This window comes from Pseudomonas sp. NY15356 (assembly GCF_048068175.1).
Taxonomy (GTDB): Bacteria; Pseudomonadota; Gammaproteobacteria; order Pseudomonadales; family Pseudomonadaceae; genus Aquipseudomonas; species Aquipseudomonas putida_K.
The window spans coordinates 228421-255392 of record NZ_JBLUPW010000002.1; the positions used below are offsets into that span (position 1 = coordinate 228421).

Here is a 26972-nt window from a genome sequence, read left to right on the forward strand (position 1 = left end):
CATGTTCAAGTATATCGGCGACATCGTTAAGGGCACCGGCACCCAGCTGCGCAGCCTGGCCATGGTGTTCTCCCACGGGTTCCGCAAGCGCGACACCCTGCAATACCCCGAAGAACCCGTGTACCTGCCGCCGCGCTATCGCGGCCGCATCGTCCTGACCCGAGACCCCGACGGCGAGGAGCGCTGCGTGGCATGCAACCTCTGCGCGGTGGCCTGCCCGGTTGGCTGCATCTCGCTGCAGAAGGCCGAGACCGAGGACGGCCGCTGGTACCCGGAGTTCTTCCGCATCAACTTCTCGCGCTGCATCTTCTGCGGCCTGTGCGAGGAAGCGTGCCCGACCACCGCGATCCAGCTGACTCCGGATTTCGAAATGGCCGAGTTCAAGCGTCAGGACCTGGTGTACGAGAAGGAAGACCTCCTGATCTCCGGCCCCGGCAAGAACCCTGACTACAACTTCTACCGTGTTGCGGGTATGGCGATCGCTGGCAAGCCGAAAGGCGCTGCGCAGAACGAGGCCGAGCCGATCAACGTGAAGAGCTTGCTCCCATAAGGACAGAAAGATGGAATTCGCTTTCTACTTCGCATCCGGGATCGCCGTGGTCTCCACCCTCCGGGTGGTGACCGGCACCAACCCTGTGCACGCCCTGCTCTACCTGATCATTTCCCTGATCTCCGTGGCGATGATCTTCTTCTCCCTGGGTGCGCCGTTCGCCGGCGCCCTGGAAGTGATCGCCTATGCCGGCGCCATCATGGTGCTGTTCGTCTTCGTGGTGATGATGCTCAACCTCGGGCCGGCCTCGGTCGCCCAGGAACGTGGCTGGCTCAAGCCAGGCATCTGGGCGGGGCCTGTGGTCCTGGCCGCCCTGCTGCTGCTCGAGCTGCTCTACGTGCTGTTCGCCGAGCCAAGCGGCGCAGCCATCAGCGGTACCACCGTGGATGCCAAGGCCGTGGGCATCAGCCTGTTCGGCCCGTACCTGCTGGTGGTCGAACTGGCCTCGATGCTGCTGCTCGCCGCAGCCGTCACGGCCTTCCACCTGGGCCGCAACGAGGCGAAGGAGTAAATCATGGGTGCTATCCCTCTCGAGCACGGTCTGGCAGTCGCCGGTATTCTGTTCTGCCTCGGTCTGGTCGGCCTGATGGTCCGCCGCAACATCCTCTTCGTACTCATGAGCCTGGAAGTCATGATGAACGCCTCTGCCCTGGCATTCATCGTCGCCGGTGCCCGTTGGGTCCAACCCGACGGCCAGGTGATGTTCATTCTGGTGATCAGCCTGGCAGCCGCCGAGGCCAGCATTGGCCTGGCGATCCTGCTGCAGCTGTATCGCCGCTTCCACACTCTCGACATCGATGCTGCCAGTGAGATGCGCGGATGAACCTTCTCTTCCTGACTTTCGTCTTCCCCCTGATCGGCTTCCTGCTGCTGTCGTTCTCCCGCGGGCGGTTCTCGGAGAACCTGTCCGCGCTGATCGGCGTCGGCTCTGTCGGCCTCTCGGCCGCCGTGGCCGCCTACGTGATCTGGCAATTCAACGTCGCGCCGCCTGAAGGTGGCGCGTACAGCCAGCTGCTGTGGCAGTGGATGTCGGTGGACGGCTTCGCGCCGAACTTCACCCTCTACCTGGACGGCCTGTCGGTCACCATGCTCGGCGTGGTCACCGGTGTGGGCTTCCTGATCCACCTGTTCGCTTCCTGGTACATGCGCGGCGAAGCCGGTTACTCGCGCTTCTTCTCGTACACCAACCTGTTCATCGCCAGCATGCTGTTCCTGGTGCTGGGCGACAACCTGCTGTTCATCTACTTCGGCTGGGAAGGCGTGGGCCTGTGCTCGTACCTGTTGATCGGTTTCTACTACAGCAACCGCAACAACGGTAACGCGGCACTGAAGGCCTTCATCGTCACCCGTATCGGCGACGTGTTCATGGCCATCGGCCTGTTCATCCTGTTCGCCCAGCTCGGTACGCTGAACGTGCAGGAACTGCTGGTGCTGGCACCGCAGAAATTCCAGGCTGGCGACACCTGGATGGTCCTGGCCACCCTGATGCTGCTCGGTGGTGCGGTCGGTAAATCGGCCCAGCTGCCGCTGCAGACCTGGCTGGCCGACGCAATGGCCGGCCCGACTCCGGTCTCCGCGCTGATCCACGCCGCCACCATGGTGACCGCGGGCGTCTACCTGATCGCCCGTACCCATGGCCTGTTCCTGCTGGCGCCGGACATCCTGCACCTGGTGGGCATCGTCGGTGGTGTGACCCTGGTCCTGGCCGGTTTCGCCGCGCTGGTGCAGACCGACATCAAGCGTATCCTCGCCTACTCGACCATGAGCCAGATCGGCTACATGTTCCTGGCCCTGGGCGTCGGTGCCTGGGAAGGCGCGATCTTCCACCTGATGACCCACGCCTTCTTCAAGGCCCTGCTGTTCCTTGCCTCCGGTGCGGTGATCGTCGCCTGCCACCACGAGCAGAACATCTTCAAGATGGGCGGGCTGTGGAAGAAGCTGCCGCTGGCCTACGCCAGCTTCGTGGTCGGTGGCGCCGCCCTGGCCGCCCTGCCGATCCTGACCGCCGGCTTCTATTCCAAGGACGAGATCCTCTGGGAAGCCTTCGCCAGCGGCCACACCGGCCTGCTGTACGCTGGCCTGGTCGGTGCGTTCATGACCTCGCTGTACACCTTCCGCCTGATCTTCATCGCCTTCCACGGCGAAGCGAAGACCGAGGCCCATGCCGGCCACGGGATTTCCCACTGGCTGCCGCTGGGCGTGCTGATCGTGCTGTCGACCTTCGTGGGCGCCTGGATCCACCCACCGCTGGCAGGTGTGCTGCCGCAGAGCGTCGGTCATGCCGGTGGCGAAGCCCAGCACTCGCTGGAAATCGTCTCCGGTGCCATCGCCATCGCCGGTATCCTGTTGGCTGCGGTGCTGTTCCTGGGCAAGCGTACCCTGGTCACGGCCATCGCAAACAGCGGCATCGGCCGCGTCCTGTCGGCCTGGTGGTTCGCTGCCTGGGGCTTCGACTGGATCTACGACAAGCTGTTCGTCAAACCTTACCTGCTGATCAGCCACATCCTGCGCAAGGACCCGGTTGACCGCAGCATCGGCCTGATTCCTCGGATGGCTCGCGGCGGTCACGTCGCCATGAGCAAGACCGAGACCGGCCAGCTGCGCTGGTACACAGCCTCCATCGCCGTGGGTGCCGTGCTGGTACTGGGCGCCGTGGTAGTGGCGGCGGTATGACTATGAACCTTGCGAACCTTGCGACTCTGCGAAAGGAAACGAACCCGTCATGATTCTGCCTTGGCTGATCCTGATTCCCTTCATCGGCGGCCTCCTGTGCTGGCTGGGTGAGCGCTTCGGCACCACCCTGCCCCGCTGGATCGCGCTGCTGACCATGTCCCTGCTGCTCGGCATCGGCCTGTGGCTGTGGGGTAACGGTGACTACACCCTGGCCCCGGCCCCTGGCGCCGAACCTGCCTGGACCCTCGAATACAAGGTCGAGTGGATCAAGCGCTTCGGCATCAGCATCCACCTGGCCCTCGACGGCCTGTCGCTGCTGATGATCCTGCTCACCGGCCTGCTGGGTGTGCTGTCGGTCCTGTGTTCCTGGAAAGAGATCCAGCGCCACGTCGGCTTCTTCCACCTCAACCTGATGTGGATTCTCGGTGGCGTGGTCGGTGTGTTCCTGGCCTTGGACCTGTTCCTGTTCTTCTTCTTCTGGGAAATGATGCTGGTGCCGATGTACTTCCTCATCGCGCTCTGGGGTCACAGCTCCGCAGATGGCAAGAAGACCCGGATCTACGCCGCGACCAAGTTCTTCATCTTCACCCAGGCCAGCGGCCTGATCATGTTGGTGGCGATCCTTGGCCTGGTGCTGGTGAACTACAACGCCACCGGCGTCATCACCTTCAACTACAGCGACCTGCTCAAGGCCGAGCTGCCCGCCGGTGTCGAGTACCTGCTGATGCTGGGCTTCTTCATCGCCTTCGCGGTGAAACTGCCGGTGGTGCCGTTCCACTCCTGGCTGCCTGACGCTCACGCCCAGGCACCGACCGCAGGCTCCGTGGACCTGGCGGGTATCTTGCTGAAGACTGCGGCCTATGGCCTGCTGCGCTTCGCCTTGCCGCTGTTCCCGAACGCCTCGGCCGAGTTCGCACCGATCGCCATGACCCTGGGCCTGATCGGCATCTTCTATGGTGCCTTCCTGGCCTTTGCGCAAACCGACATCAAGCGCCTGGTCGCATTCTCCAGCGTTTCGCATATGGGCTTCGTACTGATCGGCATCTACTCCGGCAGCCAGCAGGCCCTGCAGGGCGCCGTGATCCAGATGCTGGCCCACGGCCTGTCGGCCGCCGCGCTGTTCATCCTGGCCGGCCAGCTGTACGAGCGCCTGCACACCCGTGACATGCGCCAGATGGGCGGCCTGTGGCACCGCATCGCTTACCTGCCGGCGATCAGCCTGTTCTTCGCTGCTGCATCGCTGGGCCTGCCGGGTACCGGCAACTTCGTGGGCGAGTTCCTGATCCTGATCGGCAGCTTCGCCAGCGTGCCGTGGATCACCGTGATCGCCACCACTGGCCTGGTCTTCGGTTCGGTCTACTCGCTGATCATGATCCACCGCGCCTACTTCGGCCCGGCCAAGGCCGATACCGTCCTGGCCGGCATGGACGGTCGCGAGCTGATCATGGTCCTGGGCCTGGCGGGCCTGCTGATCCTGCTGGGCGTGTACCCGCAGCCGTTCCTGGACACCTCTGCTGCCACCATGAGTGGTGTACAGCAGTGGCTCGGTTCCGCTTTCACTCAACTCGCTTCGGCCCGGTAAGAGCGCTATGGAATTCACCACTCAACACTTCATCGCATTGGCGCCGATGCTCATCACCACCGTGACCACGGTGGTGGTGATGCTGGCGATCGCCTGGAAGCGCAATCACTCGCAGACCTTCCTGCTGTCCACCGTGGGCCTGAACCTGGCCCTGCTGTCGATCCTCCCGGCGCTGAAGGTCGCGCCGCTGGCGGTCACCTCGCTGGTGACCATCGACAAGTTCGCCTGCCTGTACATGGCCCTGATCCTGGTGGCCACGCTCGCCTGCGTCACCCTTGCCCACGCCTACCTGGGCGAAGGTGCCAAGGGCTACCCGGGTAACCGTGAAGAGCTGTACCTGCTGCTGCTGATGTCTGCCCTGGGCGGCCTGGTGCTGGTCAGCGCCAACCACCTGGCTGGCCTGTTCATCGGCCTGGAGCTGCTGTCGGTGCCGGTCTACGGCCTGGTGGCGTACGCCTTCTTCAACAAGCGTTCGCTGGAAGCCGGCATCAAGTACATGGTGCTCTCGGCCGCAGGCTCGGCCTTCCTGCTGTTCGGCATGGCGCTGCTGTACGCCGACGCCGGCAGCCTGACCTTCGACCAGATCGGCAAGGCCCTGGCCAGCACCAGCATGCCAAGCCTGCTGGCCCAGCTGGGCCTGGGCATGATGCTGGTCGGCCTGGCGTTCAAGCTGTCGCTGGTACCCTTCCACCTGTGGACCCCGGACGTGTACGAAGGTGCTCCGGCGCCGGTCGCCGCCTTCCTGGCCACCGCCAGCAAGGTCGCGGTATTCGCCGTGGTCGTGCGCCTGTTCATGCTCTCCCCTGCCGCCAGCAGCGGTGTGCTGAGCACCGTGCTGGCCGTGATCGCCGTGGCCTCGATCATCATCGGCAACCTGCTGGCGCTGACCCAGAGCAACCTCAAGCGTCTGCTCGGTTACTCGTCCATCGCCCACTTCGGCTACCTGGTCATCGCCCTGGTCGCAAGCAAGGGCCTGGCGACCGAGGCCATCGGTGTCTACCTGGTCACCTACGTGATCACCAGCCTGGGCGCCTTCGGCGTGATCACGCTTATGTCTTCGCCATATGCCGGCCGAGACGCCGACGCCCTGTACGAGTACCGCGGCCTGTTCTGGCGCCGTCCGTATCTGACCGCGGTGCTGACCGTGATGATGTTGTCGCTGGCCGGTATCCCGCTGACCGCAGGCTTCATCGGCAAGTTCTACATCATCGCCACCGGCGTCGAGTCGCACCTGTGGTGGTTGGTCGGCGCCCTGGTGATCGGTAGCGCCATCGGCGTCTATTACTACCTGCGCGTCATGGTCACCCTGTACCTGGTCGAACCGAACCTGCGTCGCCACGACGCCCCGCTGAAGTGGGAACAGCGCACCGGCGGCGTCATGCTGCTGGCCATCGCGATTCTTGCCTTCGTCCTGGGTGTGTACCCGCAGCCTCTGCTGGAAATGGTGCAACAAGCCGGCCTGCAACTGATCGGCTGATCACCCACCCAAAACAAAACACCCCGCTCATGCGGGGTGTTTTGTTTTGGAGTTCTTATTACGGTGCGCTGGCGATCACGCCACACCAGAAGCAGTCGTAACGCTGCGGTTGGTCTTTCGGGGCCGCTCCGGGTTATTGGCTGCCCGGCGCAACTCACCGCCCGCACTTGGAAGGTGGACATCCGGGTTCGGCATGCCGCTGGGAGACAACTCATGGGTCATCTCGAACTGGGCGCGGACCGACCAACCACAGGCTTCGTTGACGCACTGCAGGTAAGCGATCCGGAGAAAAACGTGACGTCCTTCACTGGTTCGGATCCGCATCTTGCCGTTGCAATGTGGGCATACCAGTTTGTAGCTACTCATAGGAGCCTCCCATCGTCCTTCAGGGATATCTTCGAACCGCTGAGCACCTTGAGGCGGTCCTGCACACTCATACTTGGTGCGTCACGCAGCCCATGTAAGGAAATTCTACAGTTGCAGCAAGCATATGCCAATGCACCTATAAGTGTTTTCAACAAATTCATATTACTTACCATTTTATGCTGAGTGGAATCCTGCCAATTACTGGGATGAAAGTTGACCGCAGTGAAACAACAGCCATCACACGATACTCATACTGAGTAATACTTCCGCATCGCAACAATAGAGCCGGGCAGCCCTGCCCTCTTAGCTTATCGTGCCAGATCACTCCATAATCTTACGCGGGAATCATCGTAGGTGCATACCCAAGGATATGTAGTCCTTTTCATCGCCGCCATATTGCGTACCATCCACACTGAGTGAGATATCACCAATATATTCATATTGCATACCTTTGCCTACAGATCTTATCACTACTCTTCCATGGTATTCACAATGAGTAAAACCTGCATTGCTGCGATATTGAATCGACTGAAGTTGATTGCTGGTTGCACAACCGACATCGAGCTTGCCAGAACGTTGGGGATCAGCCCGCAAACCCTGAGCAGTTGGAAAGTGCGTGGGAGCATCCCGTATTCACTGTGCGTCGCATTGGCCGAACAACATGATTTGTCACTGGACTGGTTATTGTTGGGCGATGGCAACCAGGCTCGAACACCCGCAGCCCCACAGGCGGAGACCTCGATGTCAGGCTGGGAGGCGGACCTGCTCGTGCAATTGAAAGAGCTGTCCGACCTGGACCTGCAAACCATTCGCGCGACCGTGCAGGACAAGCTGCGGATCTATCAGTTGGAACGTCGCCTTGAAGAGCTTGCAAGCCGTCCCGACAGTCATTGAACTAGCCTCCCTTGCGCCAGCGCCAGATGATGTCCTGCAGGTCCGCGTGGTCCACCCAGTGCATGACCTTGATGCTGATGGGAATGACAACCAGGGCTGCGACAAATGCGGCGACACCGCTGGACAGGGAGGGCACCAATGATAGGACGAATGGCGTGAAGAGGTAGCCAACGCCACCTGCCAATGCCAGGGCGACCATGCGTTGCCAGACCTTCAACCGATCATCGTTGCTCAGAATGCCCCAATGCCTTAGTCGACGTCGTGAGCTGCTGACCAGCCAGGCCCCCAGCATTGCGCCGAACATGGCATTGAGGTCCAGGCTGGCCAGCCCGCCAACCTCTTGGAGGTGCTCCAGGATCGGCAGGGCTGTCTCTGACATGTCATTCATGGGACACCTCGTTGCGTAATGGCGCGCTCAGAGCAACCTCGGTGACATGGCGAGCCAAGGCGCTGCGGGTACCCGCTTCCACCAGCCGCAGGTAACAGGTCGAAAGCGCCCTGCCCTGGTCGTGCCGGGCGACATCGATGAGCCGCCTGTAGCCACGCTCACGCAGGCACCGCCGCCATTGGGCGAATTCCTGCGCTGCCAGTTCAACGGATGCCCTTGCAGCGACTTCCAGTTGTGTATCGCTGATTTCTGGTGGAAGGTGCAGGCGGTTACGCAATACATCCAGTTCGATACGTGGCCAGAACAGATCGTGGCAAGCCAGGTAGCGCGAACCCTGGCGTTGGGAATCGTCCTCGGTAGTTGCTGAAGCGTTGCTGTTCATCGGCGGCCTCCTTCTCACTGGTCTTCCAGCAGGCCATACCACAAGGCTTTGGTCACCGCCGCGACCCGGTTAGTTACAGCAAACTTGCGTAGGATATTGCCGAAATGAAAGTTAACGGTCGACTCTTTACAACCCACAATCTGGCCAATTTCCCAAGAGGACTTGCCACAAGCGCACCAAAGCAGAACTTCCTTTTCCCTTGGCGTGAGGTAGATGGACTGCTCGTCGACAGAGCCGGACTTCAGTTGCCTTTGCAGATTCATTGGACGCTCTCCGTACATTCATAACTCGCCCGAAAGGGGCTTCGCAGTTGCATTGCATGCACCTTACGAATGAGAGAGCAGCTCACTCCAGCACTTGGCGTTGTAAAAACGCGCCTGACAAAAGCGCTGGTCATTGACCTCGTGCACTTCTGGATTATTCGACGTGCTCTGGTGGATTTTTCGCGCGTCTGAGGAAGGTTTCCGCCTGAAAATTGCCTGGAGTTCCACGATGCGTCCCGTTTCACCTGTCACTTGCGCTGTCGGCGTGCTGGCTATCTGCGCCTGCAGCCCTGATCTGGCGGCGGCTCCCGTGGAGCTGGACGAGGTATTGATCCAGGAACAGCAAGGCGAACTGGAACAGGCCGCGCAGCGTCTGCGGGAAACGCCCGGCGCAACCAACCTGGTCGACATGCAACAGGTGGATCAAGGGCGCGTTGCCACCAACCAGGACGTGCTCGCCTATCAACCAGGGGTCTTCGCCCAATCGGCTGGCAACGATGGCATCAAGCTGTCGATCCGTGGCTCGGGGATCAACCGCGCCCCTGGAGCCCACGGCTCCGGGGTCTATACGATGTTCGACGGCCTGCCGCTGACCGGCCCCGGGGGCACGCCCTATGAGCTGTTCGAGCCACTGTGGCTGAGCCGTGCCGAAGTGCTGCGCGGCGCCAACGGGTTCGACCAGGGCGCCTTGGCCCTGGGCGGCGCGATCAACTATGTGACCCATACCGGCTATGACGCCGCGCCCTTGCAGCTGCGTTATGAAGTCGGCAGCCGCGGCTACGCCCATCGGCACATCAGCTCTGGCCAGGTGCTGGGTGACCTGGACTATTACCTCGCCCTGACCGATACCGAATACGACGGTTACCAGGCGCACAGCAGCGGCAGTGCCAAGGGCATTGCCGCCAATATCGGCTATCGCTTCAACGCCAATCTGGAAACGCGCTTCTACCTGCGCTACCGGGAGACCGAGAACGAGTTGGCCGGGCGCTTGACCAAACAGCAGATCAAGCATGACCCACGGGCAGCCAACCCGGAGTACTTGACGCGTGACGACAGCCGTCCACAGCCAGGCAGCACGTGGTTGGCCAACAAGACCACGTTCTATCTGGACGATGATTCACACCTTGAGGCAGGGTTGGTCTACCACGACTATCCGATGGATCTGCGCGAAGGCCCGATGCGTCTGAAAGTCGCCTATACCGATGTCAGCGGGACACTTAACTATGTGCGCCGCGATACCCTGCTTGGCCATCAGAGCAAGACCACCGTCGGTTGGCGCACGACCAAGCACCTGCCCAATAGCGGGGCCTCTCAGTTCGTACGCGATGGCGACACCTTCGGCCCCCGTAGCCGTGATTTCAGCTACCAGGGGTCGGACACCGTATTTCACCTTGGCAATGATCTGGAGCTGATGCCAGACCTCTGGCTGACCACCGGCCTGGCAATGATCTACACCCGCCGCGAAAGTGACGTCACCTACCCCGCCAACGGCGGCAAGGTCAGCCAACACGACTGGGACTATGCACCGCGCCTGGGCCTGCGTTACGACATCGACCCGCAATTGCAGGTCTATGGCAACTTGAGCCGATCGGTCGAACCGCCACACCCGTGGTCGCTCATCTGGAGCTCGACCGTAGCCACCCAGCCGATCGAAATGCAAAACCAGACCGCCACCACACTGGAGCTGGGCGCGCGCGGCGATTCGGCCTTGGGCGATTGGGACCTGGCCTGGTACTACGCACGCGTACGTCACGAACTATTGGCCGTGGAAATCGTGCAAGGTGCTCCAGCCAAGGAATTCAACGCCAGCCCCACCGTCCACCAAGGCATCGAGGCCGGCCTGGACAGCACCCTGTGGGAGCAGGCCGGTATCGGCAGGCTCTCTCTGCGCCAGGCCTACACGTTCAGCGACTTCCACTACCGTGACGACGATAGGTTCGGCGACAACCGCCTGCCGGGCATTCCCATGCACTACTACCAGGCCGAGGTGCGCTACGACTGGCCCAGCGGGTTCTATGCCGGGCTCAACACCCAAATGGCGTCCAAGGTTCAGGTCGACTATGCCAACAGCAACCATGCCGACGCCTACGCCCTGCTCGGTGCACGGCTGGGCTGGAATTCGCCCACGCAGGATTGGCAGACCTGGCTGGACCTGCGCAACCTGACCAACAAACGCTATGCCGCCACAGTCACCCCTGGGTATGACGATCAAGGCCAGGACAAGCCGCGTTCCACACCCGGCGAAGGGTTCGCCGTGTATGCGGGTGTGTCCTACAGCTTGCGCTGACCGTTACGACGGCAGTTGCACCTGCATCCGACTGCCGGTTAAGATCGCCCAGCTGGACATGAACAGCGCGGCGATCAGCGGCCCGATGACGAAACCGTTCAGACCAAATACCGCCAGGCCGCCAATGGTTGAAATCAGGATCAGGTAATCGGGCATGCGAGTATCCTTGCCCACCAGGATAGGGCGCAGCACGTTGTCCACCAGGCCGATCACCAGCACGCCGAAGGCGATCAGCACCACACCCGGCACGATTGCGCCGGTGGCAAGGAAGTAAGCGGCCACCGGCCCCCAGACCATGGCGGAGCCGACCGCCGGCAGCAATGAAAGAAAAGCCATCAGCACGCCCCAGACCAGCGCGCTGGGAATGCCCAGTACCCAAAAGATCAGCCCGCCCAAGGCGCCCTGGGTCACCGCCACGAGCAGGTTGCCCTTGACCGTAGCCCGCACCACTCGGCTGAACTTGAGCTGCAAGCGGCGCTTTTGCTGTTCGGGCAATGGCACGGCCATACGCACCTTGCGCGCCAGCTCCGCCCCCTCGCGCAGGAAGAAGAACAACAGATAGAGCATCACGCCAAAGCTCACCAGGAAGTCGAAGGTTCCCTGGCCAAAGCTGAACGCCTGGCTGGCCAGGAACTGGCTGCCTTGCATCGCCCATTTGGTGATCTTCTCGCGCAGCCCCTCCAAATCGCCCATGCCCATGCGTTCCAGGCCGCTTTGGGCGAAGGAGGGCAATAGCGTCTTGCCCCCTTCGATGTGGCCGGCGATGTCCAGCTCGCCTTTCTCGATGCGCTGGTAGATCGTCGCGCCCTCTTGCACCAGCAGGGCGCTGATGATGATCACCGGCAGCACGGCGATCAGTAGGCACACCAACAGGGTGACCGCCGCCGCCAGGTTGCGTCGGCGCCCCAGGCGCAGCACCAGGTCACGTTGCAGCGGGGCAAACAGGATAGCGAGGATCACCGCCCAGAACACCGCGCCGTAGAACGGCAGCAGGATCCACACGAAGGCGATGGTCACCAGCGCCAGGAGCACGGCCAAGGCCTTGTTCTGCAATGCGGTCTCGTTCATGGGTATTCCTCGTGGGCTCAATCATTTAGTGCCCACACCGCGCCCAAAAGTGCCGTTGATCTACGTCAATATCGCCGCGTCGAACAGGCCGTAGCATCCGCGCCTTTTGCCCCTGGTGCGCCCATGACCCCTCTTGCCAAGCCCGAATTGCTGGCCCCTGCCGGCACCCTCAAGACCATGCGCTACGCCTTCGCCTATGGTGCCGATGCGGTCTATGCCGGCCAGCCGCGCTACAGCCTGCGGGTGCGCAACAACGAATTCGACCATGCCAATCTAGCGCTGGGCATCCAGGAGGCCCATGCCCTGGGCAAGCGTTTCTACGTGGTCGTCAACATCGCCCCGCACAATGCCAAGCTCAAAACCTTTCTCAAAGACCTGGCACCGGTGATCGAAATGGCGCCGGATGCGCTGATCATGTCCGACCCTGGCCTGATCATGCTGGTGCGCCGGCATTTCCCGGACATGCCCATTCACCTTTCGGTGCAGGCCAACACCGTGAACTGGGCCAGCGTCCAGTTCTGGCAGCACCAAGGCGTGGCCCGGGTGATTCTGTCGCGCGAGCTGTCGCTGGAGGAGATCGAGGAGATCCGCCGGCAGGTGCCCGGCATGGAGCTGGAAGTGTTCGTTCACGGCGCCTTGTGCATGGCCTATTCCGGGCGTTGCCTGTTGTCGGGCTACCTCAATCGTCGCGATGCCAACCAGGGCACCTGTACCAATGCCTGCCGCTGGAAATACCAGGCAACAGCGGCCACCGAGAACGCCACAGGCGAGATCGTCCACGAAGTCGAACCGACCCTGGGCCTGGGGGCACCCACCGCCCAGGTATTCCTGCTCCAGGAAGGCAACCGCCCAGGCGAAGAAATGCCCGCCTTCGAGGACGAACATGGCACCTACATCATGAATGCCAAGGACCTGCGCGCGATCCAGCATGTGGAACGGCTGGCCCGCATGGGCGTGCACTCGTTGAAGATCGAGGGCCGGACCAAGTCGCACTTCTACTGCGCACGCGCCGTGCAATCGTACCGCCAAGCCATCGACGATGCCGTGGCCGGGCGCCCGTTCGACCTGGCACTGATGGACAACTTGGAGTCCCTGGCCCAACGCGGCTACACCGAAGGCTTCCTGCGACGCCATGTGCACGACGAGTATCAGAACTACCAGCGTGGCAATTCCGTATCCGAGCGCCAGCAATTCGTCGGCGAACTGACCGGCGCTCGGGTGGCCGGGTTGGCCGAGGTCAAGGTCAAGAACCGTTTTGCCATGGGCGATCACCTGGAGCTGATGACACCTCGCGGCAACTACCACTTCGATCTGGATCGCCTGAGCGATCGCCAGCAACAGGCGATCCAGGTGGCTCCCGGTGATGGCCATGTGGTCTATTTGCCGATCCCGGAGCAGGTACCGCTCGAGCATGGCTTGCTGATGCGTGACCTGGACCCGGGGCAAAGTGCCACCTGACAACGCTGTAATCCTGCCTTCAGCTCAATGACAGCCGGTACAGGCGAGCATGGCACCAAGCGCAAGCGACCACCGCTCGCGCTGCACCTGGTGCCGGCTTGCGCTATGCTGCGGGCCACACCTGCCAGGCTGCCTGCACGCCTGCGTTTGAAGAGGAGTTTCACCATGCTGCGCAAACACCTGCTCCCCCTCGGCCTGCTGGCGATTTCCAGCCTGGCCCAGGCCGCCGAGACCATCGATGTCTACCGCGACCCCAATTGCGGCTGCTGCAAGGCGTGGATCAGCCACCTGCGCGACAACGGCTTCACCGTCAATGACCATGTCGAGCCGAACATGAGCGAAGTCAAGCAGCGCCTGGGCGTGGCGCCGCGCCTGGCCTCGTGCCACACCGGCGTGATCGATGGCAAGTTCGTCGAAGGTCATGTGCCGGCCGAGCAGGTTCGCCTGCTGGCCAAGCGCAATGACCTCAAGGGCATCGCGGTCCCGGGCATGCCCATGGGCTCGCCCGGTATGGAAATGGGCGACCACAAGGACCACTATCAGGTCATCGGCCTGACCCGCGAGGGCAAGGACGCAGTACTGGCCGACTATTAATGCTCAGCCTCGGGGCGCTGTTTCTCAGCGCCTTCGGCGCCGCCACGCTGCTGCCGTTGCAATCGGAAGCTGTACTGGTGGGGCTGTTGTTGCGGGAGCCGGCCGCCTGGGCGACCTTACTGCTGGTCGCCACCCTGGGCAACGTGTTGGGTTCGATCGTCAATTGGCTCCTGGGCCGTGCGATCGAGCACCTGCGCGAGCGACGCTGGTTCCCATTCAACGCCTCTCAACTCGAACGTGCGCAGCAACGCTACCGGCGCTGGGGGCAATGGTCGCTGCTGTTGAGCTGGATGCCTGTGATCGGCGACCCCCTCACCCTGATTGCCGGCATCATGCGCGAACCCTTCTGGCGTTTCGTGCTGCTGGTCACCCTGGCCAAGGGTGGACGCTACCTGGTGTTGGCCATGATCACCCTGGGTTGGCTACACGGGCGGTGACATCTTTTGCCGATCCGGCCGTCAACTGACTGCTAAAGTCGCCTATTCCTACATGGCCCTACACGGAGTGCCCCCATGCTGCGCGCAACCTCCCTGGCTCTGGCCTGCCTCCTCGGCAGCCCCGCCTTCGCCGCCCCGGCGCCGACCTATGGCAAGCAACTCGAAGGTTTCGACTACCCGCATCCCCTCAAGCACTACGACTTCCAGTCCCAAGGCCAAGCGCTGCAAATGGGCTACATGGACGTGCCCGCAAAAGGCAAGGCCAATGGCCGCAGCGTGGTGTTGATGCACGGCAAGAACTTCTGTGCTGCTACCTGGGAGACCACCCTGGACGCGTTGAGCCAGGCTGGCTACCGCGTCATCGCCCCGGACCAGATCGGCTTTTGCACCTCCAGCAAGCCGGCGCACTATCAATACAGCTTCCAGCAACTGGCGCAAAACACCCATGCCTTGCTCGAGCACCTGGGGATCAAGCAGGCGATCATCCTGGGTCACTCCACCGGCGGCATGCTCGCCACCCGTTATGCCTTGATGTACCCCACGCAGGTCGAGCGCCTGGCCATGGTCAACCCGATCGGCCTGGAGGACTGGAAGGCCCTGGGCGTGCCCTATCGCAGCGTGGACCAGTGGTACCAGCGCGAACTCAAGCTCGATGCCGACGGGGTGCGCAACTATGAGCGCAACACCTATTACGCCGGGCGCTGGAAGCCGGAATACGAACGCTGGGTACAGATGCTGGTCGGCCTGAACCAAGGGCCGGGGCATGAGGCGGTGGCGTGGAACTCGGCACTGATCTACGACATGATCTTCACCCAGAATTATGCAATTCAGGGATCACAAACGAACCACCCCATATCACAAAAATCCTCACGAAACAATAGAATCGTTAAGATTTTTATTGACAATTTATAAGGCTGTGGTACAATATGCTGTAGGGAAGAGAAACAGATTGTTGATTCTTAGCCGACGTTCATCTGTTTACCCTACACGGCAGGGCGTGACTCCTTTACACGCTACGTTCGATCCTTCCAGCAGGATGCCAAAAGCTGGCCCCCCTTCCTGAGTTATAGCCAAGTCCTCCGTTCTAAGTTGTAACTCATCTAGTCGCAAGGTTTTCAGAATGACCTCCATCAGTGCTGACAGCACACTGGCGACGAATGCTGTCACCCTTTCTTATCATCACTTTCCTTCAATGGCAGTAGGGGCCTTTATCAAGGGCTGATGACAGTTCCGCCAGTAACTGCCTACAAAACTGGCCCCCTCCTTTTACAGAATGTTCCCATCTGCTCCGTTCTGTTATTTCAGGCTAGCGAATGCTGGCCTTCTTTTTACTCAATTTCAAAATGTTCACGAATATTCACACATAGGAGACATTATGTCCGATTCCCTTTTTTGCAAATGTGCATGCTGCGGCAAGCCCGTTATTAGAATTAACAGAAGTAGACGCCGCACCTGTTCTCACGCCTGCTATATGGTGTTGTGGCGTAGAGACAAAAGAGAAGCACAGATTCTTAAAGAAAAAGCTCTAAAAGAGAAAGCTCTAAAAGAGTAATCCCCTACCCTTCCAATACACTCCCCAACTCATCGATCAGGAGAAAAATAGAAATGACAATCACCGTAAACATCGGCCAAATCGTAATTAACATTGGCCAGCCCAGCACTGAGAGCCACAGTCCTGAGAATCCCACAATCGTGCAACCAGCTGTAGGTGCCTCTGCTGAAAGAAAATCTGCTGAAAGAAAATCTGCTGAAAGAAAATCTGCTGAAAGAAAATCTGCTGAAAGAAAATCTGAAATTGAGCTTGCCAGTATGGCCACTTATCGTTTCCGGCTTTCTGAAAAGATCAGACAACTATTCGGCGATGAAACAGCAAACCATTTCCTAGCTGGTAGTGTGTAATGCTCACAATTCTATGGATGTGTAGCAGTGCCACTTCTCTTGCTTGCCTGTGTCAGGCAGCAGCAACAATCAAAACAAAATTCAATGGAGAGATTTAAAATGACCAAATACGCCCCAGAGCAATTCCGTAAAGTGTTGAAAGCAGAACAACATGATTACATCCGACGTGCAATTGAGATTGCCAGAACAGCTCCAGCTGCATACGAAGGGAGCCTTGATCCAACTGGAAGCACAATCTTTCAACATCGTACAATCCATGAAGCTCTTGAACATTACGCCGATTTGAAAGCTCAAGGTTGGGAGCTTGAACATCTGACCCCAGCTTGTAACGACAAGCTATTCAGTTTCAGTGCAAAGAAGCCCGAGCATGTGTTCGAACAGGATATTTTGCAGATTGCCGCACGTGCAGAAAAGGCTTATTTGAAAGAAATTGAAATCCACAACAAAGAAGCCCAACGCCTGAAAGACAAAGCGGCGTTCATCGAAGCTGAGTTCAACCGTCTTGAAGAAGAGCGTAAAGCCAGCCTACGTGCAGAACTGGAAAGACAGTTCGATAGTCGTGTGCAACATCGTGTGCAACATGTAATTAGTCACGCCGCACATACCCGTTAACAGAGAGGCTTCCAAGCCTCTCTCTTTCCATAAGGAAAACAAACAATGTCAATGAAGGAGACAATCGCACAACTCGTTGGCGTATTGAGATTTGACGTAGACAGCCGTGGCATGACCCGCTTCAACCAAATGATGCAGTCTGCCAACAAAAAGCTCAATGCCCTCTCCCAGAATTACCAGAAGCTTTCTAAAGACTTGGCCAAAGGCTTGAAGTTGAAAGTGGATACATCAGCCATCGATAAGGCCAAGGCCAAGCTTGATAAAAGTCTGAAACGCCAATCTCAAGCAGAAGCTGCCCTTAGCAACCAACAGCGTCAAACATTCACCCAAGAGCTTACACAGCAGAAGCTTAAATATGCTGGCACTAAGGCCCAAGCAACCTTAGACAATGCCCACCTTCAATCTAAGAAAGAGTCTGCTGTCGTTGCTGCTAAAGCCGCTGCTATGCAAGCCAAATCCCAAGGTGTTTCTAAGGCACAACTCGCCACACAGAACGCTCTGACAGCTTCCTTGACACGACAGGCCAAACTAGAAGCCATCGTGCAGAAGACAAGAGCAGCAGTCCAGAAAGCGAACGATCAGCACCTTGCTTCTATGTCGAAGTTGCAACGCATTCAACAACAGATGAACCACGCGCAGCAACAAGCCCATTATCGTGCACAACAGCAACAAGCCAAGATGGCCGCTGCTCAACAGACAGCAGCAAGCAAGGCTACGGCTCAGTTTCAACGTGACCAGAGATTCCAAGCCTTCCAACAACGTCACGCCGCATGGCAAGCAAGGCAGAACGCCCCTATTCCAAATACTGGTATGTTCGGTGGTATGCCTTCTGGAATGATGGCTCTTGGTGGTATCGGTGCGGGTCTGGCAGGCCTAACAGTGGCTATTCAGGCTCTTAGTGCAAGAATTGAAGCTCGCAAATCAAATGTAATCGATGCTGAACGATTTGATGCTGCCTTCGTTGGTCTTGGCAAAACAGATGAAACTAGGAAATTCTGGCGAGATACGTTCCTGAAACTCTCGAACGAATCTGGTGCAGAAATCTCTAATGAAACTGCCGAGGACTTTAGAACGTTCGTTGCAATGCAACAGGCTTTCGCGAAAACCACTGACCAAATCATCAAAGAGTTCAAGCTACGCCAACAAGCATTTGCTGTAGCTGGCCTAACCAAAGACAGAAGTAGGGAAGTTAACAGACAGCTTAACCAAGTGAGCACAGACGGCCTTGGTGACAAGAGCGACTGGAATGTTATCTCAGAGAATATGCCAACTCTTGCTCCTTTCGTTATTCGTGCATTTGGTGCAGAAGAAGGAATCGAAGACCCTGCTAAGGCTGCCGCTGCATTCAACAAACGAATGAAGAAAGGCGGTGGCGTTAAGCTTGATTGGATCACCCAGGGTCTACAGACAATGGTGGATGAGAGTCAGGCCATCTTTGAACAGAAGAAAAACAGCGTAGGGTTTGCCAAGCAGCTGCAAGATAACCAGCAGTTTATGAATGCGGTTGGCATCAACAATACGCAAGAACTGAACTCTGTAATGCGGGAGAATATCCAAGCTCATAGAGAACTAGACGAAGCCCTGCAACCTGCAAAGCAGAAACTACGTGATTTCGACACAGCCCTCACACAGGCCCAGACAGGTTTGATTAGATTTGTCATTGGGCTAAATCCAGACGGATCGAAGAAATCCTCCGAACAGTCGAGTCAAGAACTAGCAGATGCAGGGAGTGAAGGCGGTATCAACTTTGGTGCTCTCGCCCCGTCCCAGCCTCCAGCCCCTGTTCGAGATTCTGACAGTGATCCCGTAGACAGATTCTGGCGCTGGATGCTCGGTGTTAACAAGCCTAAGCCAAAGGACGACAATCCTGTTCTTGGTGCCATTCCAGAAATGAATCTGGATACAAGCCAGATTAAGGGCATGCCATCTTTCACAACGCTTGCCACTAAGCTGCAAAGTCTGGAAGGTCTGAAACAAATGCAGGATAGCATGGCCACTTCTGCTCAAGCTGCACAAGCCAGCGTCACAAACACTGTAAACGCACCAATTACCGTAGAAGGTGCAAATGTAAATGTGACGATCAATGGCAGTGCAACTGAAAAAGACCGTCAGGAAATGATGAATTACATCAACACTGAGATGCAACGTCAAATGCAAGGTCAAATGCAAGGCCTTGCCCAAGACACTCTCCGTAATGTCATCGGTGGTGCAAGGGCCTTGCAAGCAGAACGTTAAACAGGGAGCTGCAAAGGCTCCCTTTCTTTCCATCCATCATCCATGTAATAAATGAACACCTTCATCAACTTTATAAAGGTGGTGCTGCTGTCGCTCATCCTGATATTCACAATCTCTACATCAAAAGCTCAGTACGACCTAGAAAAGCAAACCGCCCTAGAGCTAGAAATTGTGAGGAAGTATTCTGACAATCGTGCCAAGCAAGCCCAGCTTCAAATGCTTTCACTAATGTCTGAGATATCGAGCGCTACAGTACGCCTCGCAACTCTACAATGCCTCAAACATTCCACAGATGGCTTCACAGATGGTTTCTGTGATCCACGCTACAACCCATACCTCTCAAAAGGAACACGACAATGACAGATACCCAATATCACACAATCGCTACTGATTCATTCCTAGCATTGCTAGAAGAGTACGATGAGTTTGTAGCCCAAGGCTATACACGATGCGAATTCAGCTACTACGTTGCTCCAGAGAAAGGCATTAAGCCTTTGTTTGTAATCTCCATGCTACCCCCAATTGACAAGGAGCCGAAATGACAGATACCCAACAATTGAAGGACGCTGCCTTTGCCCAATACCAGAAGCAAGGCCGTTACCACATCATTTATACAAACTACATCACGGATATGTTCAAAGAATACGACGCCCTTGTTGCTCAAGGCTACAAGCGTGCTCCTGATGCTTACATCAACGCTGCCAATATGAACCTCTCAGTTCTTCAAGTGGTTCATATGGAGAAGCCAGCAGATGTGCAACAAGCCGAACTGCAAGCCATTTATGACAAGATCGAAGAAGCGAATAAATGAAAATCCAATATAACCAAATCAAGCTCGCACCTGATCAGTATGAGGCTGCATATATTTATCTAGAGCACAATTTCGGCCCTCACGTCCCGTACATGTCTCCTGACCTTGTTGGCCACCTTGTACGGTGCATCGATAATAATGTCAGCGAATCCCAATTCAGACGTGACGCTAAGACAATGTACAACGTATAAGGACTTCCAATTATGAAACCTTTCGATCCCTACGATATTCTATTGAAAGCAGAGAGCCTTGGCCTTGGCGACCACCTCAGAGGCTCTGAGATTGTTTACCATCTTGAAGCACTCGAAGCGCTCATAGCTAAAGAAAAGGTAGAAATGAACAAAGCACTTACAGCCGCCCAATCCATTTACGCATTAGACAATGGCGTAGATATCACCTGCAAAATCCTAATGGAAAAGTATCGTCAATAATAAATATTCACAAAAGTATTGACAGTGAACATTTCCATGTTACCATTGATTGCAGAGATAGATATTTATTAAATCGATGCAACGTCGATGCTACATCTTCTCTTCATTCTCCTTATTAGGGCATCCCCAGAATATAAACATACCCTGTAAGCTCCTACAGAGCGATTACAGCGTATTTGTGTTCGCCAGAACACTACCCCATACATATATTCTAAAAACGCCTCACAGGGCCTCCCATGGCCATCCAGGGCCATCCCTTATAACAACTCACCAACATGGAGAGCATTATGCCTGTTCAAAATAAACGTGCCGGTAGCCTGAGAGTTCTCACCTGCCGAGTATGCAGTAAAGAGTTCACCCGCAGGAAGTTTCAGCCAGTGTGCTGCCATGCCTGCAATCTAATTTATAAAGCCGACCTTCAAGGAGCTAGCAATGACCAAAGTAACACAACCCAAGAAACAAACCGCTAAGACTCGCCGTCCAGTTTGCAAGAACTGTAAGAAGCGATTCACCACCAGCGTAGCTACAGCCAAGTATTGCTCCAACAAGTGCGGAGCCACTACCCGCAATAAGAGCAAGAGAGTTGACCCGCTTGTAAAAGCACTGAAGTCTGCATTCTTCTACTACATCGCTGGCGAATGCCTACGTGCGGGCACAATTGAAATCTTGCGTGACCATACAGTAGAGTCCCTGTGCGAGCTTCACGAAGTTTACAAGAACAATATGAAGTGGAACGGGTATGGTGACGCATCTGCTTACGAACTCTCCCATATTTCCCCAGTAAATGGCACTTCCCAGCTTGGCCTATTGCACGCCGAAAACCTAGTATCAGCCCCGAAATCACTCAATCGTGCCCACGGAGTAAAGTATTTCGGATTCGGGAAATCGATCAGCCGCTTTACAATCGATCCCAAACATTCCGTCAACAAAGCATTCGACAAGCCGTCCTCTGTTGTTGAAAAGGTTATTAAATACCTTGGGAAAGACTTGGTGCAGGAAGTCGTTAAGCTTTGCAAGATCAAGCCTACGCAACGTAGCCAAATTACTGAATGGATTATCGATAACTACAATCCATCTGATGAATTTCATCGTGCAGCCCTACCAGACTTGGAAAAAGTTCATGACTTGAAAACTCGGGAACTCCAATATGTCAAGGCAGCCATGAAAGGCGAAGAGGCAGGCGATTACGTTTCCTGTGTTGCAGCTCATCCAGCCGACGTTATGACTCACGAACTCTACAGACTATCTGCCTACCGCCCAGAGCTTGGAATCTACGCATACGCATTGGAAGAGGCTCTGGCGACCCAAGGCAGCGATTACAGTCTGTTTTCCAAGCATCATGAGCAAATGCTGTTTGACGTGCTGCATGGAAAGTCGATTGCGGTAATGGCCGATACGCTGGAAATGGTGATTGGCGAGAACACCCAGCACTTCATTGTCAGTTACGCCCCAGGTAAGCAACACATCGTCAGCATCCCTGAAACTCAACGCTACTTCCTTCAAGATCACGCCAGCAAAGTTACTGTCACATCGCTGGCATCCTTCAAGGCATCCCTTGTCAGGGCACCTCTAGACACAACTTCCCGTGCAACCGTCCCAGACACCACCTTTGCACCAATGCCCGTATTCGATCCTTGGGGCAACGAAGTGGAAGCCCCGCCATTCTAATATTCTGCCCGTCTTCATGGCGGGCATTTCTTCGCCTAGAAGAAAGTTGCACAGCGCCAAGTAGAAGAGGTTTTATTGAGACCGATTCGCCCACACGCCTTGTATTCCGTGGCCTTGGGCCACATTTCAAGTGACGGATTTACCCGGTAACACCCCGTGAACGTCGTTCACAATGTTACACCTCCCGGCCAACAGCCGATGTTACGCACAGTCCAGCAGGATGCTGAATGTATTCCAATAAAATAATCAAAATACTCCTTGACAAAGATGCTATTTATATAGGAGACTTCGTCTCCTACGCTCCCACTGGAATTGCGGCTTCTGACGGTACGTCAGCAACGATGCTCTTTCAGGATTTCTTTTAATAAAAATAACAATTACACAAATCAAGCTTCTGCTCTTGCTCTTCCCTGTCCGTAGGACAAATGTTATCCCCACTTCAAGAGTAACTCCCCGTGTCGGTTACGACACAGTGTCTCTTCTTCAAGAACGGCAGTGTCGGTACGACACGTTCTTCTTGTTATTGTTTTTATTCTTTTCCACTTGAAGTGGAGCATCCTTTGAACGTACGTTCACAATATTACACCCTTTGGGAAATCCCTCTCTCTGTGCGAGAGCACAGCCTGACACCCCTGCCTTCGCTCCTATATAAGAGTGCGACACAAATGGGAAAGCCCGTGCTAGAGCCGTTAGGCTGCATCTTGGCGCCCTTGCCTGTACAGAAAATAACCAAAAAACCTAGCCGAAACCCAGCCAATACCCCTAGTTCTGGTCAGGCTGACGCACACTGACGCACAGACGCATGCTGACGCATTCCAGTGCAATCCTTTCTCCAGGCAGCCGTAAGGCGCGGGTAAGCCCCAGAATTCAAGCCTTACAGCCCTGTGTGAATATTTTGTTTTCCAGCATTGTGACACTTGGCACCTTGGCTACCGAGTGCAGACTGCCTAGCAAAACGGTTTCTATTTCACAAATTCTCAAAAACTTAGCATTCTCGTTCGTCAAAGCGACCCGGACAGCACGCCATATCACGTGCAAGCCACATTGTCAACAATTTTCTCCCCCTATCATCCAAATGCGAATAGAATCCTAATGACACTATTTCTCAGGTGCGTATTGCTTGTGCTCAACAAACGAGGGGTTCAACAAACGACCGTCTTATGACACCAGTCCACGATGGCCAAATCTGGTTTCAACAAGTGTGCTTGTGAATTGATGACACCAGACGTATACTGACACCACACTTGATGACACCAGAGCCAGAACCATGAGCCGCACTTTCGCCTACTGCCGTGTTTCCACAACTGACCAAACCACGGACAACCAGATTCTAGAAATCCGAACAGCTGGTTTCGATGTACAGGCCCAACGCGTCATCACTGAAACAGTCAGTGGGTCCACTCAGGCAAGCGAACGTGAAGGCTTCCAGAAGCTGTTAGATCGTATGGAATCAGGCGATGTTCTGATCGTCACCAAGCTTGACCGCCTTGGACGTAATGCAATGGATGTACGTCAAACTGTAGAGAAGCTGTCCAGCACTGGTATCCGTGTGCATTGTCTCGCCCTCGGTGGCGTAGACCTCACCAGTGCAGCAGGCAAGATGACAATGCAAGTGCTGAGCGCTGTCGCTGAGTTCGAACGTGACCTCCTGATCGAACGCACCCATGCAGGCATCAACCGTGCAAAGGAACAAGGTAAGAAGCTAGGACGCCCCGAGGCTGTAGACACCACCAAGGCTGTGCAGGAATGCAAGACTGACGGCCTGAGCCAGAGCCAAACCGCCGAGAAGCTGGCCATCAGCTTGGCTACTGTCAAACGTCATTGGAACAAGGCAGCCTGAGAGCGGCTGTAGGAGACGTTCTATTGAGACGGATTCGCCCCTAGCCCGCGTCTTCTGTGGGCTAGAGCTATATTTACCCTGACGGATTTCCCAGGTGCGAGAAGGCCAGCGTCAGCTGTCATCTGAATTTCTCGCAAAAATCTTCTAGCATTTTCTCCCCGCATGATTGTAGAATCCACTCCAACACATCGCAGATAGGAGCGGGTATGATAGATTTCAAAAGCAAGGGCTACACCAACGATCAGATTTACGCCATCATTGAAGCGTTCGAGGCTTCTGACGAGCCAATCACCGAATTCTGCAAAAAGCGTGACTACAAGCCTTCTTATCAGACACTAGCTGGTTGGCTGAAAAAAGTTGGCAAACCCACTACAAAGAAGGCCACCACAGCCAGCAAGCCTACTGCCGCCCCTACGGCAGTCCCCACCACCCCAGAGGCCATTAAGGCTCAGATTGCCAAGCTTCAAGATGCTTACAAGGACAGTCTTCTGTCCAAGGTTGACAAGCTGAAAGCAGACATTGAGCGAATGCAACAGGAGCTTGCAGCCGCTGAAAAGGAGTTGGAAGAACTAACAGCGTAAGAATATTCAAGCCCTGCCTATGCGGGGCTTTGTTCTGTCTATAGAAACAACATTTACAACAATGCCCTTCTAAAGCCTCTAGCAAGCGTTTACAGAAGAGCAAGCCTCTCCCCAATACATTCCTATTACCCCATCCTCTAACGCCATTCTACGGCCCTCTCTCGCATTCTAATAAGCAATGCCAAGCACAGCCTCTGCCCAGTCTTACTTTATAATTAGTAACACTTCTAATTTGCCAGTGTGCGATGGGTTAAATAACTCTCGAACAAACCCCAGTTTTGGAAAGAGGCACCCCAAGAATTATATTTCTGTCTAGAAATCCATAGATTCCAACAAGTGCCCCATTCTGGCGGCGCGGGGGATGTGATTTCACAAACTTTTTGTGAAGATTTCAAATTCTAGCTTACAGGCCTGTGTTCTCACCAGTCGTGCTCATGTGCAAGGGTAAGCATCTATGAGTGCCTCCCATACAAGTGCCATATCAGGCCTATTCAGTATCTTTGGATTATCTTCTAAATACTTGATTACTATACGTGCCACCTGACCATTCGTTACATCATCGGGCATGCAGAATTTTTCATCGTTCTTAAGATCCCCGGAATAGAAATAAACCGTACTAGCAACCCCTCGAATAAGGCCAGTACACTCCCCGGCCAGAAGCGCATCAAAACTGCCATCCTTAATAAACTCCTTACAATTACGCAACAATTCATTTCCATCATGCCCCGCCGCACTTACTGTGCAGCTACCAGCCACCACTCCAGCTAATACAATCGCTATCACTTTTGATTTCATGGTGCGTCTCATCCTTTTTGTTATTTATTTTAGAACGCAAGCAACACACACCCTACTCTCACTGCTCCTTTGGAATTCTGATCTTGGCATTGGCAATTCCATTAAGATTAATCTTAACCGGTTCCCTCACCACCTTATTTGCATTTCCACCCTCACCATCACGATGCACAGGAATCCTCAACAACACGCCATCAGGATTGACAACCTTGTGTGTGTCATCTTTACGTGCCCATCCTTGGTAAGAAAATACTCCAACAGGTGTCTGAATCGTACCGTCATAGTTACAAATCACCTTGTAACCCACTGACTGTAAAAGGGCATTAGCCTTAATTGGGTCCGCCATAAGATCAAGAGAGTTAAAAACTCTTTCCTTGATAGTAGCATCCTCATGCTTCAACGATGCTTTTTCGTTCTGGAGTGCTTTCCTCTCTGCTTTCAGATCACGTAGAAGGTCGGCCACCTCATCGATATCATCCAGCTCTGCAAGTCTCGGCACCAGACGTGCAATCTTCAACTCAATTTCAGAAATCTGTCCATCAATCTCAACTTCACGTTTCTGGCTTTCTGTTAGATATTGTCCAGCCAGTGCATCGTTTACATGTTTCCAGCATGACAATTGCACAGCCATGGATATCACAGCATATGGAATACCCTTACTATTACTGCAACCTGTAGCCCCACGTCTGGCACGGGACGAACATTCCATAACAGGTGGTGGCGTCACACCGTTTTTCCGTTTACCGTAAGCCTTGGTGTTGAAGTTCTTCCCGCACTCTCCGCAGACAACAAGGCCTGTATACTTGTGTTTAGTCGGTGCAGCCCTGGGCACGTTCTTCTCTTCTAGTTTCTTTTGAACGCGGTAAAACAACTCAGGCTCCACCACAGGCGGGTATACATTGGGTATGCCCTGCCATTCCCCAATAGCCGTTCTGTTCTTCATCCAACGTTTAACCGTGCTGGGCGCCATCCTGACAAGGCATTCATATTTGTTACCACCAGCTTCCAGAATCCTTTCATAAATACGGCGTTCGCCCAATCCAGATGCGTAATCTTCAAACGCTTGCTTTACGAATGGTGCAATCTCTTTAATCATCTTGCCATCCGATGTAAGCCAAACTGGTGTATACCGCTTGGGCGTTTCTCCCTTCTCTTTGGCTAGCTTGTTCCTTGTAGCATAGCTGGCCTTCATTCTTAAGCTCAGGGATTCCGAATAGTTGAACGCTGCTTGAATCTTGCCTGCTAGGATGTGGACGCTCCCGCCCTTCATCGTCTCTTTTGAATACCACTGACGATCATCGAGAGTGACAATAGACACCCCTTTCAGAATGATTCCTGTCAGGATGTGGATCATCTGAGCAGGTTCTAGGCGCCCTGTTCTGTCTATTGCCTCAACAAGAACAACGTCACCGTCCCCAATAGCGCCTTTCTCTACACCCTCAAGCAGCTTGCCGAATCCGTTTTTCAAGTGCTTCCCGTCACGTCCAGAGATACCAAGGTCTTCGAACGTCAGCGGGTTACGGGTGTACTGGGGGTATTCCTCAAGCCAGCTGTCTACCATCGCTTCCTGCCGCTCTTTGCTGCTGCCTTTATGCTGCTTGCCAGATGAGAATCTGATGTAGGAAAACGCTTGGTTCATGGGCTAGGGCCTGAATCTACGGGGGTTACAGGCAGTTTACCATAA

At 55.6% G+C, this 26972-nt stretch carries 27 protein-coding genes and 1 pseudogene; 21 read left to right on the plus strand and 7 right to left on the minus strand.

Annotated elements, in window-relative coordinates; translation table 11 throughout:
* Position 1 precedes the first annotated feature (1 nt).
* The 6 genes from nuoI to nuoN are packed head-to-tail and all read left to right on the plus strand — an operon-like array spanning position 2 to position 6282.
* Positions 2 to 550 (plus strand): NADH-quinone oxidoreductase subunit NuoI, encoded by a 549-nt coding sequence (gene nuoI / locus ACNFCI_RS03630; RefSeq protein ID WP_016488223.1) that lies wholly within the window; start codon positions 2 to 4, stop codon positions 548 to 550.
* A 10-nt stretch (positions 551 to 560) separates the two neighbouring features.
* A complete protein-coding gene (gene nuoJ, locus ACNFCI_RS03635; protein WP_224456246.1) occupies positions 561 to 1061 on the plus strand; it encodes an NADH-quinone oxidoreductase subunit J in 501 nt (166 codons plus the stop codon).
* 3 nt (positions 1062 to 1064) lie between these two features.
* Positions 1065 to 1373, plus strand: coding sequence for an NADH-quinone oxidoreductase subunit NuoK (gene nuoK, locus ACNFCI_RS03640; RefSeq protein ID WP_008096201.1), 309 nt, complete (start codon positions 1065 to 1067; stop codon positions 1371 to 1373).
* Positions 1370 to 3223 carry an NADH-quinone oxidoreductase subunit L gene (gene nuoL / locus ACNFCI_RS03645; RefSeq protein ID WP_416767428.1) on the plus strand — a complete coding sequence of 618 codons (1854 nt, stop codon included), beginning with the start codon at positions 1370 to 1372 and terminating at the stop codon, positions 3221 to 3223. Before nuoK ends, nuoL begins: the two co-directional genes overlap by 4 nt.
* A gap of 49 nt (positions 3224 to 3272) precedes the next feature.
* Positions 3273 to 4805 (plus strand): NADH-quinone oxidoreductase subunit M, encoded by a 1533-nt coding sequence (nuoM, locus tag ACNFCI_RS03650; protein ID WP_084859177.1) that lies wholly within the window; start codon positions 3273 to 3275, stop codon positions 4803 to 4805.
* Positions 4806 to 4812: 7 nt separating this feature from the next.
* Positions 4813 to 6282: an NADH-quinone oxidoreductase subunit NuoN gene (nuoN, locus tag ACNFCI_RS03655; protein WP_084859178.1), complete on the plus strand. Its 1470-nt coding sequence runs from the start codon at positions 4813 to 4815 to the stop codon at positions 6280 to 6282.
* A 75-nt stretch (positions 6283 to 6357) separates the two neighbouring features.
* Here the strand turns inward: nuoN and ACNFCI_RS03660 are convergent, their stop codons facing one another.
* Positions 6358 to 6648 carry an ogr/Delta-like zinc finger family protein gene (locus ACNFCI_RS03660; RefSeq protein WP_084859180.1) on the minus strand — a complete coding sequence of 97 codons (291 nt, stop codon included), beginning with the start codon at positions 6646 to 6648 and terminating at the stop codon, positions 6358 to 6360.
* A gap of 492 nt (positions 6649 to 7140) precedes the next feature.
* On the opposite strand from ACNFCI_RS03660, the gene ACNFCI_RS03665 reads away from it, so the two are divergent.
* Positions 7141 to 7542, plus strand: a complete 402-nt coding sequence (locus ACNFCI_RS03665) for a helix-turn-helix domain-containing protein (protein ID WP_084859181.1) — start codon at positions 7141 to 7143, stop codon at positions 7540 to 7542.
* Between the two features lies 1 nt (position 7543).
* On the opposite strand, the gene ACNFCI_RS03670 is transcribed toward ACNFCI_RS03665, so the two are convergent.
* The 3 genes from ACNFCI_RS03670 to ACNFCI_RS03680 are packed head-to-tail and all read right to left on the minus strand — an operon-like array spanning position 7544 to position 8575.
* Entirely contained in the window at positions 7544 to 7930 is a 387-nt protein-coding gene (locus ACNFCI_RS03670; RefSeq protein ID WP_172403076.1) for a hypothetical protein, read from the minus strand.
* Positions 7923 to 8312: a head completion/stabilization protein gene (locus ACNFCI_RS03675; RefSeq protein ID WP_324813097.1), complete on the minus strand. Its 390-nt coding sequence runs from the start codon at positions 8310 to 8312 to the stop codon at positions 7923 to 7925. The genes ACNFCI_RS03670 and ACNFCI_RS03675 overlap by 8 nt, the downstream gene beginning before the upstream one ends.
* Positions 8313 to 8326: 14 nt before the next feature.
* On the minus strand, positions 8327 to 8575 hold the full coding sequence (locus ACNFCI_RS03680) for a helix-turn-helix domain-containing protein (RefSeq protein WP_084859185.1): 249 nt from the start codon (positions 8573 to 8575) through the stop codon (positions 8327 to 8329).
* Between the two features lie 229 nt (positions 8576 to 8804).
* On the opposite strand from ACNFCI_RS03680, the gene ACNFCI_RS03685 reads away from it, so the two are divergent.
* Entirely contained in the window at positions 8805 to 10862 is a 2058-nt protein-coding gene (locus ACNFCI_RS03685) for a TonB-dependent receptor family protein (protein WP_416767429.1), read from the plus strand.
* Positions 10863 to 10865: 3 nt separating this feature from the next.
* Here ACNFCI_RS03685 and ACNFCI_RS03690 read toward each other — a convergent pair whose 3' ends face one another.
* Positions 10866 to 11930 (minus strand): AI-2E family transporter, encoded by a 1065-nt coding sequence (locus ACNFCI_RS03690; RefSeq protein WP_416767431.1) that lies wholly within the window; start codon positions 11928 to 11930, stop codon positions 10866 to 10868.
* Between the two features lie 123 nt (positions 11931 to 12053).
* Between ACNFCI_RS03690 and yegQ the strand changes: the two genes are divergently transcribed.
* From yegQ to ACNFCI_RS03755, 13 genes and pseudogenes are all read left to right on the plus strand, one after another.
* Positions 12054 to 13388 carry a tRNA 5-hydroxyuridine modification protein YegQ gene (gene yegQ / locus ACNFCI_RS03695; protein ID WP_416767433.1) on the plus strand — a complete coding sequence of 445 codons (1335 nt, stop codon included), beginning with the start codon at positions 12054 to 12056 and terminating at the stop codon, positions 13386 to 13388.
* A 165-nt stretch (positions 13389 to 13553) separates the two neighbouring features.
* Positions 13554 to 13982 carry a DUF411 domain-containing protein gene (locus ACNFCI_RS03700; protein ID WP_324813109.1) on the plus strand — a complete coding sequence of 143 codons (429 nt, stop codon included), beginning with the start codon at positions 13554 to 13556 and terminating at the stop codon, positions 13980 to 13982.
* The gene (locus ACNFCI_RS03705) at positions 13982 to 14419 is read left to right on the plus strand and encodes a YqaA family protein (protein ID WP_084859194.1); all 438 of its coding nucleotides are present in this window, start codon (positions 13982 to 13984) and stop codon (positions 14417 to 14419) included. Before ACNFCI_RS03700 ends, ACNFCI_RS03705 begins: the two co-directional genes overlap by 1 nt.
* A 75-nt stretch (positions 14420 to 14494) precedes the next feature.
* Positions 14495 to 15235: pseudogene (locus tag ACNFCI_RS03710) on the plus strand (alpha/beta fold hydrolase); the annotation flags it as partial.
* Positions 15236 to 16024: 789 nt separating this feature from the next.
* A complete protein-coding gene (locus tag ACNFCI_RS03715) occupies positions 16025 to 16318 on the plus strand; it encodes a hypothetical protein (protein ID WP_416767435.1) in 294 nt (97 codons plus the stop codon).
* A gap of 99 nt (positions 16319 to 16417) precedes the next feature.
* The gene (locus ACNFCI_RS03720) at positions 16418 to 16930 is read left to right on the plus strand and encodes a hypothetical protein (RefSeq protein ID WP_416767436.1); all 513 of its coding nucleotides are present in this window, start codon (positions 16418 to 16420) and stop codon (positions 16928 to 16930) included.
* A gap of 45 nt (positions 16931 to 16975) precedes the next feature.
* The gene (locus ACNFCI_RS03725; RefSeq protein WP_416767437.1) at positions 16976 to 19165 is read left to right on the plus strand and encodes a hypothetical protein; all 2190 of its coding nucleotides are present in this window, start codon (positions 16976 to 16978) and stop codon (positions 19163 to 19165) included.
* 51 nt (positions 19166 to 19216) lie between these two features.
* The gene (locus ACNFCI_RS03730) at positions 19217 to 19525 is read left to right on the plus strand and encodes a hypothetical protein (protein WP_416767439.1); all 309 of its coding nucleotides are present in this window, start codon (positions 19217 to 19219) and stop codon (positions 19523 to 19525) included.
* A gap of 178 nt (positions 19526 to 19703) precedes the next feature.
* Positions 19704 to 19976 (plus strand): hypothetical protein, encoded by a 273-nt coding sequence (locus ACNFCI_RS03735; RefSeq protein WP_416767440.1) that lies wholly within the window; start codon positions 19704 to 19706, stop codon positions 19974 to 19976.
* 203 nt (positions 19977 to 20179) lie between these two features.
* Positions 20180 to 20407: a hypothetical protein gene (locus ACNFCI_RS03740; RefSeq protein ID WP_416767441.1), complete on the plus strand. Its 228-nt coding sequence runs from the start codon at positions 20180 to 20182 to the stop codon at positions 20405 to 20407.
* Between the two features lie 432 nt (positions 20408 to 20839).
* The gene (locus ACNFCI_RS03745) at positions 20840 to 22075 is read left to right on the plus strand and encodes a hypothetical protein (protein WP_416767443.1); all 1236 of its coding nucleotides are present in this window, start codon (positions 20840 to 20842) and stop codon (positions 22073 to 22075) included.
* A 1267-nt stretch (positions 22076 to 23342) separates the two neighbouring features.
* Positions 23343 to 23915: a recombinase family protein gene (locus tag ACNFCI_RS03750; protein WP_416767444.1), complete on the plus strand. Its 573-nt coding sequence runs from the start codon at positions 23343 to 23345 to the stop codon at positions 23913 to 23915.
* A 206-nt stretch (positions 23916 to 24121) separates the two neighbouring features.
* Entirely contained in the window at positions 24122 to 24496 is a 375-nt protein-coding gene (locus ACNFCI_RS03755) for a hypothetical protein (protein WP_416767445.1), read from the plus strand.
* A gap of 432 nt (positions 24497 to 24928) precedes the next feature.
* On the opposite strand, the gene ACNFCI_RS03760 is transcribed toward ACNFCI_RS03755, so the two are convergent.
* Positions 24929 to 25291, minus strand: a complete 363-nt coding sequence (locus tag ACNFCI_RS03760) for a Rap1a/Tai family immunity protein (protein WP_416767446.1) — start codon at positions 25289 to 25291, stop codon at positions 24929 to 24931.
* Between the two features lie 58 nt (positions 25292 to 25349).
* Positions 25350 to 26927, minus strand: coding sequence for a recombinase family protein (locus ACNFCI_RS03765; RefSeq protein ID WP_416767448.1), 1578 nt, complete (start codon positions 26925 to 26927; stop codon positions 25350 to 25352).
* Positions 26928 to 26972 lie beyond the last annotated feature (45 nt).

Bases quoted from the DNA above. Each gene is read 5' to 3' on its own strand.
- nuoI (WP_016488223.1), top strand. From the start codon at position 2: ATGTTCAAGTATATCGGCGACATCGTTAAGGGCACCGGCACCCAGCTG.
- nuoJ (WP_224456246.1), top strand. From the start codon at position 561: ATGGAATTCGCTTTCTACTTCGCATCCGGGATCGCCGTGGTCTCCACC.
- nuoK (WP_008096201.1), top strand. From the start codon at position 1,065: ATGGGTGCTATCCCTCTCGAGCACGGTCTGGCAGTCGCCGGTATTCTG.
- nuoL (WP_416767428.1), top strand. From the start codon at position 1,370: ATGAACCTTCTCTTCCTGACTTTCGTCTTCCCCCTGATCGGCTTCCTG.
- nuoM (WP_084859177.1), top strand. From the start codon at position 3,273: ATGATTCTGCCTTGGCTGATCCTGATTCCCTTCATCGGCGGCCTCCTG.
- nuoN (WP_084859178.1), top strand. From the start codon at position 4,813: ATGGAATTCACCACTCAACACTTCATCGCATTGGCGCCGATGCTCATC.
- ACNFCI_RS03660 (WP_084859180.1), bottom strand. From the start codon at position 6,648: ATGAGTAGCTACAAACTGGTATGCCCACATTGCAACGGCAAGATGCGG.
- ACNFCI_RS03665 (WP_084859181.1), top strand. From the start codon at position 7,141: ATGAGTAAAACCTGCATTGCTGCGATATTGAATCGACTGAAGTTGATT.
- ACNFCI_RS03670 (WP_172403076.1), bottom strand. From the start codon at position 7,930: ATGAATGACATGTCAGAGACAGCCCTGCCGATCCTGGAGCACCTCCAA.
- ACNFCI_RS03675 (WP_324813097.1), bottom strand. From the start codon at position 8,312: ATGAACAGCAACGCTTCAGCAACTACCGAGGACGATTCCCAACGCCAG.
- ACNFCI_RS03680 (WP_084859185.1), bottom strand. From the start codon at position 8,575: ATGAATCTGCAAAGGCAACTGAAGTCCGGCTCTGTCGACGAGCAGTCC.
- ACNFCI_RS03685 (WP_416767429.1), top strand. From the start codon at position 8,805: ATGCGTCCCGTTTCACCTGTCACTTGCGCTGTCGGCGTGCTGGCTATC.
- ACNFCI_RS03690 (WP_416767431.1), bottom strand. From the start codon at position 11,930: ATGAACGAGACCGCATTGCAGAACAAGGCCTTGGCCGTGCTCCTGGCG.
- yegQ (WP_416767433.1), top strand. From the start codon at position 12,054: ATGACCCCTCTTGCCAAGCCCGAATTGCTGGCCCCTGCCGGCACCCTC.
- ACNFCI_RS03700 (WP_324813109.1), top strand. From the start codon at position 13,554: ATGCTGCGCAAACACCTGCTCCCCCTCGGCCTGCTGGCGATTTCCAGC.
- ACNFCI_RS03705 (WP_084859194.1), top strand. From the start codon at position 13,982: ATGCTCAGCCTCGGGGCGCTGTTTCTCAGCGCCTTCGGCGCCGCCACG.
- ACNFCI_RS03715 (WP_416767435.1), top strand. From the start codon at position 16,025: ATGACAATCACCGTAAACATCGGCCAAATCGTAATTAACATTGGCCAG.
- ACNFCI_RS03720 (WP_416767436.1), top strand. From the start codon at position 16,418: ATGACCAAATACGCCCCAGAGCAATTCCGTAAAGTGTTGAAAGCAGAA.
- ACNFCI_RS03725 (WP_416767437.1), top strand. From the start codon at position 16,976: ATGTCAATGAAGGAGACAATCGCACAACTCGTTGGCGTATTGAGATTT.
- ACNFCI_RS03730 (WP_416767439.1), top strand. From the start codon at position 19,217: ATGAACACCTTCATCAACTTTATAAAGGTGGTGCTGCTGTCGCTCATC.
- ACNFCI_RS03735 (WP_416767440.1), top strand. From the start codon at position 19,704: ATGACAGATACCCAACAATTGAAGGACGCTGCCTTTGCCCAATACCAG.
- ACNFCI_RS03740 (WP_416767441.1), top strand. From the start codon at position 20,180: ATGAAACCTTTCGATCCCTACGATATTCTATTGAAAGCAGAGAGCCTT.
- ACNFCI_RS03745 (WP_416767443.1), top strand. From the start codon at position 20,840: ATGACCAAAGTAACACAACCCAAGAAACAAACCGCTAAGACTCGCCGT.
- ACNFCI_RS03750 (WP_416767444.1), top strand. From the start codon at position 23,343: ATGAGCCGCACTTTCGCCTACTGCCGTGTTTCCACAACTGACCAAACC.
- ACNFCI_RS03755 (WP_416767445.1), top strand. From the start codon at position 24,122: ATGATAGATTTCAAAAGCAAGGGCTACACCAACGATCAGATTTACGCC.
- ACNFCI_RS03760 (WP_416767446.1), bottom strand. From the start codon at position 25,291: ATGAAATCAAAAGTGATAGCGATTGTATTAGCTGGAGTGGTGGCTGGT.
- ACNFCI_RS03765 (WP_416767448.1), bottom strand. From the start codon at position 26,927: ATGAACCAAGCGTTTTCCTACATCAGATTCTCATCTGGCAAGCAGCAT.